The 15,359-nt window shown below is 33.5% G+C and carries 13 protein-coding genes; 6 read left to right on the forward strand and 7 right to left on the reverse strand.

The genetic code is table 11. The features are described 5' to 3' along the window. Window positions 1-532: 532 nt before the first annotated feature. Entirely contained in the window at window positions 533-1,759 is a 1,227-nt protein-coding gene (locus tag ACNQF6_RS13225; protein WP_417966384.1) for an aminotransferase class I/II-fold pyridoxal phosphate-dependent enzyme, read from the reverse strand. Window positions 1,760-2,033: 274 nt separating this feature from the next. On the opposite strand from ACNQF6_RS13225, the gene ACNQF6_RS13230 reads away from it, so the two are divergent. After that, a complete protein-coding gene (locus tag ACNQF6_RS13230) occupies window positions 2,034-2,492 on the forward strand; it encodes an Lrp/AsnC family transcriptional regulator (protein WP_282713622.1) in 459 nt (152 codons plus the stop codon). Between the two features lie 151 nt (window positions 2,493-2,643). Further along, the gene (gene lpdA, locus ACNQF6_RS13235) at window positions 2,644-4,047 is read left to right on the forward strand and encodes a dihydrolipoyl dehydrogenase (protein WP_282713621.1); all 1,404 of its coding nucleotides are present in this window, start codon (window positions 2,644-2,646) and stop codon (window positions 4,045-4,047) included. Between the two features lie 95 nt (window positions 4,048-4,142). On the opposite strand, the gene ACNQF6_RS13240 is transcribed toward lpdA, so the two are convergent. From ACNQF6_RS13240 to ACNQF6_RS13250, 3 genes are read right to left on the reverse strand one after another with little or no spacing between them, the layout of a single operon-like run. Next, window positions 4,143-4,523 carry a DoxX family membrane protein gene (locus ACNQF6_RS13240; protein WP_099714970.1) on the reverse strand — a complete coding sequence of 127 codons (381 nt, stop codon included), beginning with the start codon at window positions 4,521-4,523 and terminating at the stop codon, window positions 4,143-4,145. A gap of 38 nt (window positions 4,524-4,561) precedes the next feature. Next, complete coding sequence (locus ACNQF6_RS13245; RefSeq protein WP_417966385.1) at window positions 4,562-4,738, reverse strand: VOC family protein; 177 nt, start codon at window positions 4,736-4,738, stop codon at window positions 4,562-4,564. After that, window positions 4,711-4,968: a VOC family protein gene (locus ACNQF6_RS13250; protein WP_417966386.1), complete on the reverse strand. Its 258-nt coding sequence runs from the start codon at window positions 4,966-4,968 to the stop codon at window positions 4,711-4,713. Before ACNQF6_RS13250 ends, ACNQF6_RS13245 begins: the two co-directional genes overlap by 28 nt. Before the next feature lie 142 nt (window positions 4,969-5,110). Here ACNQF6_RS13250 and ACNQF6_RS13255 point away from each other — a divergent pair, with 142 nt between their 5' ends. The 4 genes from ACNQF6_RS13255 (at window position 5,111) to ACNQF6_RS13270 (ending at window position 11,747) form a co-directional block, all read left to right on the forward strand. Further along, complete coding sequence (locus ACNQF6_RS13255) at window positions 5,111-6,397, forward strand: anthranilate synthase component I family protein (RefSeq protein WP_417966387.1); 1,287 nt, start codon at window positions 5,111-5,113, stop codon at window positions 6,395-6,397. Between the two features lie 27 nt (window positions 6,398-6,424). Then, window positions 6,425-7,735, forward strand: coding sequence for a tRNA lysidine(34) synthetase TilS (gene tilS / locus ACNQF6_RS13260; RefSeq protein WP_417966388.1), 1,311 nt, complete (start codon window positions 6,425-6,427; stop codon window positions 7,733-7,735). After that, window positions 7,735-9,768 carry a protein-disulfide reductase DsbD family protein gene (locus ACNQF6_RS13265; RefSeq protein WP_417966389.1) on the forward strand — a complete coding sequence of 678 codons (2,034 nt, stop codon included), beginning with the start codon at window positions 7,735-7,737 and terminating at the stop codon, window positions 9,766-9,768. The genes tilS and ACNQF6_RS13265 overlap by 1 nt, the downstream gene beginning before the upstream one ends. Before the next feature lie 131 nt (window positions 9,769-9,899). Continuing rightward, a complete protein-coding gene (locus ACNQF6_RS13270) occupies window positions 9,900-11,747 on the forward strand; it encodes a CocE/NonD family hydrolase (RefSeq protein ID WP_417966390.1) in 1,848 nt (615 codons plus the stop codon). A 247-nt stretch (window positions 11,748-11,994) separates the two neighbouring features. On the opposite strand, the gene ACNQF6_RS13275 is transcribed toward ACNQF6_RS13270, so the two are convergent. The 3 genes from ACNQF6_RS13275 to ACNQF6_RS13285 form a co-directional block, all read right to left on the reverse strand. Beyond that, window positions 11,995-13,311: an ammonium transporter gene (locus ACNQF6_RS13275; RefSeq protein WP_417966391.1), complete on the reverse strand. Its 1,317-nt coding sequence runs from the start codon at window positions 13,309-13,311 to the stop codon at window positions 11,995-11,997. 340 nt (window positions 13,312-13,651) lie between these two features. Then, a complete protein-coding gene (locus ACNQF6_RS13280; RefSeq protein ID WP_417951296.1) occupies window positions 13,652-14,029 on the reverse strand; it encodes a PH domain-containing protein in 378 nt (125 codons plus the stop codon). Between the two features lie 9 nt (window positions 14,030-14,038). Further along, window positions 14,039-15,346, reverse strand: coding sequence for an amidohydrolase family protein (locus ACNQF6_RS13285; RefSeq protein WP_417966392.1), 1,308 nt, complete (start codon window positions 15,344-15,346; stop codon window positions 14,039-14,041). Window positions 15,347-15,359 lie beyond the last annotated feature (13 nt).

Consider the following 15,359-nt stretch of genomic DNA (forward strand, 5'->3'; position numbering starts at 1 on the left):
AACAGAGTAGTTAAGCCCGCCTGCGCAGATGGTACTGCAGTTATGTGGGAGAGTATGTCGTCGCCTTTCTTTGAAGAATCCTCATCATTTATTTGATGAGGATTTTTTGCGTTTACTAGCGGTAAAACGTGCTCGGCTTACACCTCGACTCGACGCCTTTCTTTAATCAGAAATCGTTTTTGATTGTTTAAAATCCTAATCATGTATGTGATGAGGATTTTTTGTGTTTGATAAGGTTGAGTTTTTATAAACTATTTAAATAGGTATGAAGATTTAAATGAGCTGCATATTGTAATTAGTTTTTTACTCATACAGTATTGAATTTAAGCGAGTTACTGATTTGGCGAAATTGAAAGTCTATAATAATAATTTGATTAGGTGTTTAGCAGATCAAAAAAGAGGATAGAATAAAATTATTTTCAATGATTTTATTTAACCTGATTACTCTTAATCTATTACTTGTTTACTAAGAATTTAGCAACAAAAAAGCAGCAAAATATTTTGCTGCTTTGTCAAATTATATAATAAATAACTATTCTGTCAAAATTGATTCTGATGTGAGTACATTTAACTCCATCATGCATTTCTTCATCATTTGATATGTTCTTTCAATGTCATTATCTAAACCTATAGAAAACCGAATTAAGCCATCAGTCAATCCCATTTCTATTTGTTCGTCCATAGGAATCTCGCTAGACGTTGAAGTTCCTGGAGCACTGAATAAGGTTTTATAGAATCCTAAACTCACTGCTAAATAGCCTAAATTTTTAGCTTGCATCAATTCCATCAGTGCATTAGCTTTCTCCAAAGTACCAACATCTATTGTCATCATCCCACCATAACCATATTCGTGATTAATCATACTAGTATACAATTTATGGCTTGGGTGACTTTTCAAACCAGGATAAACCGTTTTTAATCCGTCTTTTTCGAAACGTTTTGCAAGATACATTGCGTTGTGACTGTGTTGTTTCATTCTAATATGTAATGTACGTAAGTTTTTCATCACACTGGCAGATCGCAAACTGTCCATTGTTGGACCCAATAACATACTGGCACCACTATTTACATTTTTTAAACTATCAATAAACTCTTGCGAAGCACACGTTACACCACCCACCGTATCACTGCTTCCGTTAATGTATTTCGTTAAACTGTGAATTACAATATCAGCACCTAACTTTGCAGGAGAAACTGATAATGGTGAAAAAGTATTATCGACAACCAATTTCAAATTGTGTCTTAGGGCAATTTTTGCCAAACCGGCAATATCAGCTACTTCCAGTAAAGGATTACTCACCGTCTCACAGTACAAAACTTTAGTTTCAGCAGTAATTGCAGCTTCCACAACGTCTAATTTTGTGATGTCTACAAAAGTAGTTTTGATACCCAATCTTGGCGTAAAATTCTTCAAGAAAGCATACGTTCCGCCATATATAGTTCTGCTGGAAACGATGTGATCACCCGAGCTGCATAATTGTAATAGTGTAGGTGTAATCGCCCCCATGCCTGATGCTGAAACATTAGCAGTTTCTGTTCCTTCCATCGCTGCCAATGCTTTGTCTAAGTATAAATTACTCGGGGAGGAATGACGTGAGTACAAGTAACAGCCTTCCATATTGCCTTCAAAAGTATCAAACATTGTTTTTGCCGATAAAAAGGTATAGGTTGAGGAGTCTGAAATAGATGGATTTACGCCACCAAATTCGCCAAAGTACTGTAAATCCTGAATGTTGTCTGCGGGATTGAAATTTTTCATAATTATTTTTTATTGTTATTTGAAGCTATTCCTGCTATTCGCTATGTCTTTTATTCGCCGTGGCGAATAAAAGGATGTCGCTGCTATCAGGGCTATGCGATTTTGGTGTGAATAAAATCTATTCAAAATAACAGTGTTATAGATTAATAATCAATACTATTACTTAATATTAGATTTTAAAACTACTAAATTTAAATTATAGGATTTAATTTTCTAAATTAGCTTCTCAAAAAGGATTTATATAGATTTTATTTCAATTCAAATTTCAATAAAAATGACATTAGACGCCATCGATAAAAAATTACTTTTTTTATTGCAATCCGACAGTAAGAAAACAACTAAGGAATTGTCTTTAAAACTGAATCTTTCAGTTACTGCCGTTTACGAACGCATTAAAAAACTGGAGAGAGAAGGGATTATCGATAAATATGTCGTGTTAATCAATCGTTCGAAAGTCGAAAAAGGTTTTGTGGTTTTCTGTCATCTTAAGTTAATACAACACACCAAAGAGTTTCTTACCAAATTTGAAAGTGAAGTGGTAAAACTTAAAGAAGTCCTTGAATGCCATCATGTGAGTGGTGATTATGATTATATACTAAAAATAGTAGTTAAAGATATGGAAGCTTATCGGGAGTTTTTGGTTACAAAATTGACCACATTGCAACATATTGGAAGTACACACAGTACATTTATGATTAGTGAAGTAAAAAACACGACGGTTGTTGATATTTAGAATAAATGTGAATTTAAAGCGGTATTCAATGATAAGTAAATGTTAATTACTAAAAATTCGTAACAAAAAACCTTCGGAATTAAACTTTAAACAAAACTTAATTCCTTAATTTTGTGCAACATTTTATAAAAACACAATAAAAAAATATACTATGAGTTCATTTGACGTAGTCATTATAGGTTCTGGACCAGGCGGATATGTATCAGCAATTCGTTGTGCACAATTGGGTTTCAAAACAGCAATTATTGAAAAATATTCCACTCTTGGAGGAACTTGCTTGAATGTAGGTTGTATTCCTTCAAAAGCATTGCTTGCTTCTTCTCATCATTACAGTGAAATTGCTCATTTTGCAGATCACGGAATTGAAGTTTCCGGTGAAGTAAAAGTGAACCTTGAAAAAATGATTGCACGTAAACAAGCTGTTGTAGATCAAACTTCAGGTGGTGTGAAATTTTTAATGGATAAAAATAAAATTACAGTTCTGGAAGGATTGGGTTCATTTGTTGATGCTACGCATGTTGCTGTTGTAAAAGCAGACGGAACTTCTGAAACTATCGAAGCTAAAAACATCATTATCGCTACAGGTTCAAAACCTTCTTCTTTGCCTTTTATCAAAATCGATAAAGAAAGAATCATCACTTCTACAGAGGCGTTGAAACTTAAAGAGGTACCAAAACATTTGGTGATTATTGGTGGTGGAGTAATAGGGATTGAATTAGGTCAAGTGTATTTAAGATTGGGAGCGCAAGTTTCTGTAGTAGAATATTTAGACAGAATCATTCCTGGAATGGACGCTTCATTGTCTAAAGAACTGACAAAAGTATTGAAGAAACAAGGTATGAAATTCTACGTTTCTCATAAAGTGAAATCAGTAGAAAGAAATGGCGAAGGTGTTGTTGTTCAAGCTGAAAATGCAAAAGGAGAAACAATTACTCTTGAAGGAGATTATTCATTGGTTTCTGTTGGACGTCGTCCGTTTACGGATGGATTGAATGCTGATAAAGCTGGAGTGAAAATATCAGATAGAGGAATGGTTGAAGTAAATGATCATTTACAAACTAACGTTCCTAATATCTACGCTATTGGAGATGTTGTTCGTGGAGCAATGTTAGCGCACAAAGCAGAAGAAGAAGGAGCAATGGTTGCTGAAATATTAGCGGGTCAAAAACCACATATTGACTATAACTTGATTCCCGGTGTTGTTTATACTTGGCCAGAAGTGGCTGCAGTAGGGCAAACTGAGGAGCAATTGAAAGCTTCTGGTGTAGAATACAAAGCAGGAAGTTTTCCTTTTAAAGCTCTAGGACGTGCTCGTGCAGGTGGAGATTTAGACGGATTTGTAAAAATTCTTGCTGATGCTAAAACGGATGAAGTTCTTGGAGTTCATATGATTGGAGCCCGTTGTGCGGATTTAATTGCTGAGGCAGTTACAGCAATGGAATTCAAAGCATCTGCTGAAGATATTTCAAGAATGTCACATGCACATCCAACATTTGCAGAAGCGATAAAAGAAGCTGCATTAGCCGCTACTGATAATAGAGCTTTGCATGTGTAATTAGAAAATCTGAAATGAGAGATTAATTCTCGTTTAAAAATAAAGAAACCCGTTCCATTGAACGGGTTTCTTTATTTATTATGAGTTGAGTTTACTTAGCCTTTGGCTATAAATAAACCTTTATAGTTTTCCCAATGACTGTAAATTAAAAACAAATTCCCTAAAAATAAGAACACAGCGATTGGTATTCCTTCCGGGGATAAGAAAAAGTTAATAAATAAAATGTTTATGGTTATAGGTAATATTAAGATATTGGCTAATGTGACATACCGTCCGGTAATAAAGGATAATCCACAAAGGAATTCCATTGATTTTGCCAAAGGGATCAAATAAGTAGACGCAACTAAGCCCACATTAAAAGCCTTGAAATTTCCAGTAACTTCTGGTTCTGGTGCAAGTTTTAGAAAGAAGCTTACAGACGCATAAAGTAGCAAAAGTCCAATTAAAGTTCGGATAATAATAATTGCAATTTTCATAGTATATGGTTTTTTAGAGGTTACACATTTGAGAATTATTATTTGGGAATAGCACTTTCATCCATGTAGAAAATTTCCCATTGATGCCCGTCTAAATCGGCAAAACTATGTCCATACATCCATCCATGATCTTGTGGCTCAATATAAATTGAACCACCTGCATCAACTGCATTTTTGACCATTTCATCTACTTTTTCTTTGCTCTCGGCATCCATTGCAAGTAAAACTTCGGTATTTTTATTGGCATTGCAATTTTTTTTTTTTTGGTAAAGTCTTTAAATCGTTGCTCTGTCACTAGCATCGCAAAAATATTTTCTCCAATAATCATACAATTAGCCTGTTCATCAGTAAATTGTGGATTGAAAGAAAATCCAAGTGTAGTAAAAAAATCAATTGATTTTTTTAGGTCTTTAACAGCTAAATTGATGAAAATTTTTGAAGCCATAAAGAGAATGATTAGACGATTAAAAGAAGCCAAAATTTATCATGCACTATCAAATTTACAAAAAAATAAACTAATTTTAGTATAATCAGTTATTGAAGGTTTATTTTTTATTGTAATTTTGAATTTTAAACACCAATACTTTTTGAGAACTTCAATTTACAAGTCTATTTCTGATCCAAAATTGTTCAAACAGCAACTTTTATTTTGGTCTCAACAGTTTCTAGAAATCATTTATTTAGATAGTAATGATTATCCGCAAAACTACTCCAGTTATGATTGTGTTCTTGCCGTTGATGCATTTACCGCAATAAAGACGGATTATCACAATGCTTTTGAAGATTTAAAACAATACCAGCAAATTACCAAAGACTGGCTTTTTGGCTATTTATCGTATGATTTAAAAAATGATATCGAGCAGTTACAATCTACTAATTTTGATGGCTTAGATTTTCCCGATTTGTATTTTTTCCAACCTAAAAAGCTGTTTTTATTGAAAGGAAATCAACTCGAAATTCGATATCTCAATATGTGTGACGATGAAGTTGAGGAAGATTTTGAAGAAATTGTCGAAAGCCAAAAGTCAAAAGTCGAAGCTGAAGCGACAATAAAAATTCAACAACGAATATCAAAAGAGCATTATCTTGAAAAGGTTTCAAAAATATTGGAACACATTCATCAAGGTGATATTTATGAAGCTAATTTTTGTATGGAGTTTTTTGCCGAAAATGCAATCATTGATCCAATTGAAAAATTTATAAAACTCAACGAAATTTCTCAGCCTCCATTTGCGGTTTTTTTTAAAAACAACAAACACTTTTTACTTTCGGCGACGCCAGAACGCTATTTGAAAAAAGAAGGAGAGCTGCTTATTTCGCAGCCGATTAAAGGAACTGCCAAACGTTTTTCAGACCCAATTGAAGATGAAAAATCAAAAATGCAATTGGCTTTAGACCCTAAAGAAAGAGCTGAAAACATTATGATTGCAGATTTAGTGCGGAATGACTTGTCTCGAACGGCACAAAAAGGTTCCGTTGAAGTACAAGAGTTATGCAAAATTCATTCTTTTTTGCAAGTCCATCAAATGATATCAACGGTAACATCAAAAATGGATGCTCAATATTCTGCTGTAGATGCCTTAAAAACTACTTTCCCGATGGGAAGTATGACTGGTGCTCCAAAGATTTCTGTGATGAAAATCATTGAACAGTTGGAGGAAACAAAACGGGGCTTATATAGTGGAGCAGTAGGGTATTTTGCACCAAACGGAGATTTCGATTTCAATGTGGTTATCCGAAGCATTTTATACAATCAAGAAAAAAAATATGTTTCTTTTTCGGTTGGAAGTGCGATAACTTCACAATCAATTCCTGAAAACGAGTATGAAGAATGTTTGCTTAAAGCAAAAGCTATGCGAGAAGTTTTAAGCTAAATCAAAATGAATTAATTAAATTTGAACATGCTACAGAAATTCCAAAACCATCTTCTTAATAATTTTCAGTTCTTGAACGGAAAAAAAATACTTCTTGCCACAAGCGGCGGGAAAGATAGTATGGTTATGGTTCATTTGTTGCAGCAATTAGATTATAAAATAGGAATCGCACATTGTAATTTTCAATTGCGTGGAATGGAAAGTTTTGAAGATCAGAATTTTGTTCAGGACTATGCTGCTACAAATAATATTCCAGTATTTATAACACAATTTGATACCAAAGCTTTCTCAGAAGATTATAAAATTTCTACCCAAGTTGCTGCTCGCGAGTTGCGCTACAACTGGTTTTATGAATTATTGGAAACCAAAAAATTCGATTATATTCTTACCGCGCATCATGCCGATGATAATCTGGAAACTTTCCTAATCAACCTTAGTCGAGGAACAGGATTAGAAGGTTTGACTGGGATTCCGGAGCAGAACGAAAAAGTAATTCGTCCACTTTTGGCATTTAGCCAAGAGGAAATGGAAGAATATGCCAGAATAAATAACATTCAATGGCGCGAAGACAGCAGTAATGCATCGGATAAATACCTTCGTAATAAGATTCGTCATCATTTGGTTCCAATGTTAAAAGAATTGAATCCTAATTTTCTTTCTTCCTTTCATAAAACGCAAACCTATTTGCAAGAAGCACAAGTTATGGTTGAAGATGCTTCCATTATGATTTATCAGCAAGTGGCAAAGCAAGATAATGAAGCTATTTATTTTGATTTGCAGCAATTAAAAAAATTACCAAATTATAAATCGTATTTGTACCAATGGCTGAAAGAATTTGAATTTTCAGCTTGGGATGATATTTATGATTTGGTCGAAAGCCAATCTGGGAAATACGTTTTTTCTTCTGAATTCCGATTATTGAAAGACAGAGATTCTTTAATCCTAAGCCCGATAAATTCCGTAAATGAAAAGGAGGAATATTCTATTGCTGAAAATCAAAAAGAAGTTAATATTCCCTTAAATCTTTCATTTTGTAAAGTAGCTGACATTAGTATCGTTTCAAATAAAACTATCTTTGTGGATGCTGATAAATTACAATATCCATTGATTTTGCGCCATTGGAACGAGGGAGATAGTTTTCAACCTTTTGGTATGAATGGTAAATCGAAGAAAGTGAGCAAGCTTTTTAAAGATGAAAAATTATCATTACTGGAAAAGGAAAAGACTTGGCTTTTATGTTCGAATGATAAAATAGTTTGGATTATTGATGTTCGTCAAGATGAACGATTTAGAACAGATAATGCAACAAAGAATATACTTAAAATACAATTAGAATAATGAAGAAACTACTATTCATACTTATTTCTTTTTTGGCTTTTGCCAATGGAAATGCCCAAATTCTTGATCCTGCAAAATGGACTACCAAAATTGAAAAAAAATCAGAGAATAATTATGTACTTACTTTTAATGCCATCATAGAAAAAGATTGGCATTTGTATTCTCAATTTACGGCTGAAGGCGGATCTTTGCCTTTAGAAATTATTTTCAAAAATCAAAAAGGTAACTTTAATTTAGTTGGCAAAGCCAAAGAAAGCAAAACCACAACTGCTTTCAATGATATTTTTGAAGTAAACGAAACGTACTTTGAGAAAAAAGCTCAAATTCAACAAGAAATTACAATAACGAACCCAAAGATTACAAAAATTGAAGTCAATTTAAATTATCAGGTTTGTAAAGAAGCGTGTATCAATATGGAGAAGAGTTTCACCTTTACGATTCCCGCAGCTTCCAAAACAGCAGAAATAGCTTCTGTAGCATCTGATTTAACTGCAATAGATTCTGCCAAAGTTGATACTGCAGTTGTAAATACAGTTGTAAATAAAGAACAAACTGGTACTCCTGAAAAAGTTCCGGTATTAGATTCTAAACCTTCAAAACAAAGAGGATTGTGGTCTATTTTCTTCATTGCTTTTTTATCTGGATTCGCTGCATTGCTTACGCCATGTGTCTTTCCGATGATTCCTATGACGGTAAGTTTCTTTACAAAGCAAAGTAAAACAAAAGCGAAAGGAATAAGAAATGCTATTATTTATGGAATTGCCATCATATTTATTTATGTAGTTTTAGGATTCTTAGTGACGTGGATTTTTGGTGCTGATGCATTGAACGCGTTGTCTACTAATGTTTGGTTTAATATTATTTTCTTTATTCTGTTAGTTGTTTTTGCTGCCTCATTTTTGGGTGCTTTTGAAATTATGTTACCTAATTCCTGGGCTAATAAAGTCGATAATCAAGCCGACAGAGGCGGAATAATTGGAATTTTATTCATGGCTTTGGCATTAGCAATTGTATCTTTTTCTTGTACAGGACCTATCGTAGGAACACTTTTGGTTGAAGCTGCCTCTAAGGGGGGAATTGCGCCAATTGTTGGGATGTTCGGATTTTCATTGGCTTTAGCCTTACCTTTTATGTTGTTTGCGATGTTCCCGGGTTGGTTGAATTCATTGCCAAAATCAGGTGGATGGCTGAATACTGTTAAAGTAGTTTTAGGATTTTTAGAATTGGCATTGGCATTCAAATTTTTGTCAAATGCGGATTTAGTTTTACAATTGCATTTCTTGGAAAGAGAAGTTTTCTTGGCAATTTGGATTGCTATTTTTGGAACATTAGCCTTTTATTTATTCGGAAAAATTACGCTTCCGCATGATAGCCCTATGAATCATATTTCGGTAGGAAGACTGTCATTGGGATTAGTAGTTTTGGCTTTTACAATATATTTGATTCCAGGAATTTGGGGGGCACCTTTAAAATTAATTTCTGGTTTCCCTCCACCAATGACGTATAGTGAAAGTCCATACGGTGTAGGAAACTCAAAAGGTGGTTCGAATGCATCTGCCCAAATTTTGCCGGAAGGCGCACATTTAGGACCACACGATCTTATTACTTTTGAAGATTATGAAAAAGGATTGGCTTATGCCAAATCAGTAAACAAACCTATTTTACTTGATTTTACAGGATATGCTTGCGTGAATTGCAGAAAAATGGAAGATTATGTTTGGTCTGATCCCTCTATTCTAAAAATATTACAAGATGAAGTGGTGTTAATCTCCTTGTATGTGGATGATAAAAGAGAATTACCAAAAAGCGAGCAATACGTATCCAAAGAAACGGGTAAGGAAATTGTAAGTATTGGTAACAAATGGAGTGATTTCCAAATCACAAGATACAAAGCCAATGCACAACCGTATTACATCGTTTTAGATGTTGAAGAAAATATGTTGTCTGATAAACCAGAGAGTTATAACTCAGATATTAATGCTTACAAAAGCTGGTTAAGAGAAGGAATTGATAAATTTAAAAAGGCCGAATAGGCCTTTTTTTTTGTTTCTGATTGAACCTTGAGATATTTTAAAACGTTGTTTTATAGCAGATAAAATTATATATGTTGTCTTTATTTGGACAGATTTTTTATCTTTAAAAATTATTTAATTCAAGAATACTTATGAAAAAACTACTTAGCGTTTCTCTTTTTTTTGTTGGCGCAATTCTTTTTGCCCAAGATAAAGCAGCAAATTATGTTGCGGATAATTACACCAAAAAAGAAGTGCATATCAAAATGCGTGACGGAGCAGAATTATTTACTTCGATTTACACCCCTAAAGATGTTTCTAAAAAATATCCAATTATAATGCAAAGAACGCCTTATAATTCAGGACCCTACGGAGAAAATCAGTTCAAGAAAAGTATTTCTCCAAGCGAAACTATGATGAAAGAAGGGTATATTGTTGTCTATCAAGACGTTCGCGGCAGGTTCATGAGTGATGGTTTATACGATAATATGCGTGGTTTTATTCCAAATAAAAAAGGAAAAAAAGATACCGATGAAGCTTCGGATACGTATGATACGATTGATTGGCTAGTTAAAAATGTTGCTAATAATAATGGGAATGTTGGGACTTGGGGAATTTCTTACCCAGGATTTTATGCCACTTATTCTTTATTGAGTAATCATCCTGCATTAAAAGCAGTTTCTCCACAGGCGTGTATTGCTGATTTCTTTTTTGATGATTTTCATCATAATGGAGCTTATTTGTTGAGTTATTGGAAAGTAACGCCATTATTTGGACCTCAAAAAACAAAACGTACTACGGAACCTTGGTATAAATTCACAAATATAGGTACTAATGATGATTACCAGTTTTTCTTGGATGCAGGATCATTGTCTAATTTAGACAAGTATTACGGTAAGGAAGATGAATTTTGGCAACAGTTGAAAGACCATTCCAGTTATGATGATTTTTGGCAAAAACGTGGAATTTTGCAGCATTTAAAAAATATAAAACCAGCTGTAATGACAGTAGGAGGTTGGTTTGATGCCGAAGATTTATATGGTCCATTAAATACCTATAGCACCATTGAAAAGAGTAGTAAAAACTACAATACAATAGTTATGGGCCCATGGAGTCATGGCGATTGGGCCAGGAATTCTGCAAAACAAGTGATTGGTAATATTAATTTTGGCGACAGTATTTCCGGGTATTATCAAAAAAATATTGAAGCTAATTTCTTCCATCATTTTTTGAAAAATAATGGTAAAGGTGAAAATAAATTACCAGAAGCCTATGTTTTTGATAGTGGAAGAAAAGAGTGGAAGACCTATGAAAATTGGCCTCCTCAAAATACTGAAAAACAAGATTTCTTTTTACAAGATAACCGATTGTCAAAAATGGCAAAAAAGAATTTTGCCTTTGAAGAATTTATAAGTGATCCTAAAAAACCGGTTCCTTATTCTGAGGATATTAAACAGCAAGGGCTTACGCCAAGAAAATACATGACGGATGATCAGCGTTTTGCGGCCAGACGTCCTGATGTGCTAGTTTTTGAAACTGAGGTTTTGGCTGATGACACTACATTGGCAGGAGAAATCTTGGCTAAATTGCAAGTTTCTACTACAGGAACTGATGCAGATTGGATTGTTAAAGTGATTGATGTTTTCCCGAATGACGAACCGGAAACAAAAGAAGTTGCTCCTTATTTAAAGATGAGTAATTACCACATGATGGTGCGTAGTGAGGTTATGAGAGGACGTTTTAGAAATAGTTTTTCAAAACCAGAGCCTTTTGTGGCTAATGAAAAAACGGAGGTAAATATCAAGCTACAAGATGTTTTTCATACGTTCAAAAAAGGGCACAAAATTCAGATTCAAGTTCAAAGTACTTGGTTTCCGTTTATTGATTTGAATCCGCAAACATTTGTAGATAATATATTCTATGCTAAATCAGAGGATTTTAAAAAACAAACGCATAAAATTTATAATGATTCAAAAATTGAGTTTACGGTTTTAAAATAAAACGGTAATCGTGTTGTATGCTAAACGAGCATTTGACTATACGTAAAACAAAATCCCAATCTTTTTTTATGTTTGAGATTTTGTTTTTAAATGATATTGACTAAAAGTAGTTTAGTGAAAATTGTTTTAAAGATGTTCTTTATTTCTAAATAAATTGTACAGAATTCAAGAATCATCCTTCTTTAATTGACTTTGGAGCAAAAAAAATCCTCTGAATTTTCAGAGGATTAATTTATGTTAAGATGATTTATAGAAACTCACCGTGTTGAGAAATATCTAAACCTAATTCTTCTTTTTCTTCGCTTACTCTAAGTGGAGTTATCTTGTTTACAATAAAGAAAAGGAAATAAGATGCTGAAAATGCAAATACTGAAACTATAATTAAAGCAGTTAATTGATTTAAAAATAATGTAGCATCACCAAATATAAGTCCTTGATTGTCTCCTACTACCGAGTTAACAGTTTTAGAAGCGAATACACCTGTTAATAGCATACCAACCATACCACCAACACCGTGACAAGCAAATACATCTAAAGCATCATCAATTTTACCTTTAGGGAATTTACTAACCACTAAATTACTAACAATACTGGCAAATATACCGATGAACATTGCATGAGAAATAGTCACAAAACCAGCAGCAGGTGTAATAGCCACTAAACCTACAACAGCTCCAATACAAGCTCCCATTGCAGAAAGTTTGTGTCCAAGAATTTTATCAAGAAATACCCAAGCCATTCCAGCAGCAGCAGCGGCTACTGTTGTTGTACCTAATGCTTGTACAGCTAAATCATTAGATCCTAATGCTGAACCTGCATTGAAACCAAACCATCCAAACCATAATAAACCAGTACCTAACAATACGTATGTAATACGAGCAGGGTTAACTTTTTGTATTTTTCTTTTTCCTAAGAATATTGCTCCAGCTAATGCAGCCCATCCAGCGCTCATGTGAACTACAGTTCCACCAGCAAAATCTAATACTCCCATTTTAAAGAAAATACCATCTGGGTGCCAAGTCATGTGTGCTAATGGAGCATAAACTAGTAATATAAATAATACCATAAATAATAAGTAAGCCCAGAAACGAATTCTTTCTGCAAAAGCTCCTGTTATTAAGGCAGGTGTAATGATTGCGAATTTTGCTTGAAATAAAGCAAATAACATGAAAGGTATTGTTGGAGCTAGACTCCAAGCTGTATTTGTATTAACACCTTGAAAAAACAAATTGGGTAACGGATTACCAATTACTCCCCCTATACTAGGTCCAAATGACAAACCAAAGGCGACAACTACCCATAAAACAGTAACAATTATCATAGCCATAAAACTTTGAAGCATAGTACTGATTACATTCTTTTTTCCTACCATTCCTCCGTAGAAAAAACCAAGTCCTGGCGTCATTATTAATACAAGTGCTGTTGCAACAATCATCCATGCTGTATCGCCGGTATCAAATTTTACAGCTTCTGTTGGAGCAGGGCTGTCAATTATGAAATAATTTGAACAAAGGGTTAATACCAAAATCGTGATTAATATCACACTTAAAATAATTTTTCGCATTGTTTTTTAGTTTTAAATTTCGATAAAAATATAAAAATCATCAATAAGCCCCTTTAAAAATATGAGTTAATGTTTTATTTTTGTCATTTTTCTAATCTAGACCCTATTTCATTATGGGTATATTATAATTTAAAGTTAAAATTTGCAATTTGTTAAAGTAAGGTTAAGAGAAATTGTCTTTTTAGGAAATAATATAACAATTATTTTAAGAATTAGTATGCTGTATCCTAAGGCTTGTATTTTTTATACCAAAAGTTCAATATCGTTAAAAAAAAAAGCACCAATCGAAATGAATACAATTGATGCAATTTTTTAAAGTTAAATTAAATGAATTATGTTTTTATTTTAAAAGATGTTGACTTAGAATTTTATAAACTTCATTGATGTTATTTCCTCCTTTACCAAATTGTTTGACAATTGGTGTATTGTCGTTATTTAGCCAGATTTTTAATTCCGCATCCAAATCTAATATTCCTGCACTTTCTTTAGAGAATTTCTTAATGCTGGAATAGGGTATTGACATATAATCAACTTTACTTCCAACCAATTGCTTTTCGACTAAAATCAGCCTTTTGTTGGTAAAAATAAACATGTCACGAATAAGCTTATACGCTTTTTCAATTCTTTCTCCATCAATTAAGATTGGCTCAAATTCTTTTGAAACATTTTCAATATTTACTTCGGATGCATTGCCTAAGATGGCATTAAATAGTCCCATTATTTTAATTTATTTTTGATTGTATTTCGTTTTATATCTTTCGTTCAGCTTAGTTTGATGTGTTTCCAGACTAATTATTCTTCCTTGTATAAAGGCATTAGTTAATTTATTGGTTCTCATATCTAAAGCATCACCTTCGGAAATGAATAATGTAGCATCTTTTCCTAGCTCTAAGGTACCACATTGCGCATCAATTCCTAATATTTTGGCAGTATTTGATGTTATTAATTGTAAAGCTTGCTCTTTGTCTAGACCATAAGCAGCACATGTTCCAGCTAAAAACGGTAAATTTCTAGTATTCATTCTTTCATGGGCACCGCTATTTTCTAAGCCTACCACAACGCCTTTATCCGTTAATAATTTAGCTAATTTGTATGGTAAATCGATATCATGATCATCATTTTCTGGCATTTCATGAACTCGTTTAAGCAATACTCCAATATTGTTTTTTTGCAATAATTCAGCTGTTTTGTAGGCTTCGTATCCACCAACAATCACCATCTTTTTTACTCCACTTTCTTTTGCAAATTGTACCGCATCGATAATTTGTTTTTCTTCATCTGCATGAATAAATAATGTTTGGTTTCCATCAAATAATCCTTTTGTAGATTCTAAAACCAAATTTCGATCTTTTGAACCATCCCCTAAATAGGCTTTGGCATTAGCTAAAAACGCAGACAGTTCTAAAACTTGTTTTGCATAATCCTTATTGGTTTCAATACCTCCTGGTTCAAAACGGGAGCCTAGTCTTCTATAACTAGTAGGGAAGTTAACATGAATTCCATCATTTTCTCTTATTAGTGCATCTTTCCAGTTCCAAGCATCCAATTGAACAATTGATGAAGAACCAGATATAGTTCCCCCACGTGGCGTGATTTGAGCCATCAAAATACCGTTAGGTCGTACAGTTTCTATTACTTTAGAGTCAGCTGTATAGGCAATAATACTCCTTACATTAGGATTCATAGTCCCAATCTCATCTTCATCATCGGATGATTTTACGGCGTCAATTTCAACTAAACCCAGTGTTGAATTTGGTGCAATAAAGCCCGGATAAACATGTTTTCCTGCGGCGTCAATAGTGATGTTATAGGCACCTTCTGCAAGACGAATCACTCTTGCATCGGCTACTAAATTAAATTTTCCGTCAACGAATCCTATAGCACTGTTCTCGATTATTTCTCCATTTCCTAAATGTGCCGTAGCATTAAGAATCAAAATAGATTTTGATTGCTTAACGGCAGGTGTTTGTTGTGCTTTTGTAAGTATTGAGATGCTACAGACTAACACTAAAAGATATATTTTTTTACTAATCATATTTATATATTTT

It is taken from the genome of Flavobacterium pasteuri (assembly GCF_048286615.1).
In the GTDB taxonomy this organism is placed as follows: domain Bacteria; phylum Bacteroidota; class Bacteroidia; order Flavobacteriales; family Flavobacteriaceae; genus Flavobacterium.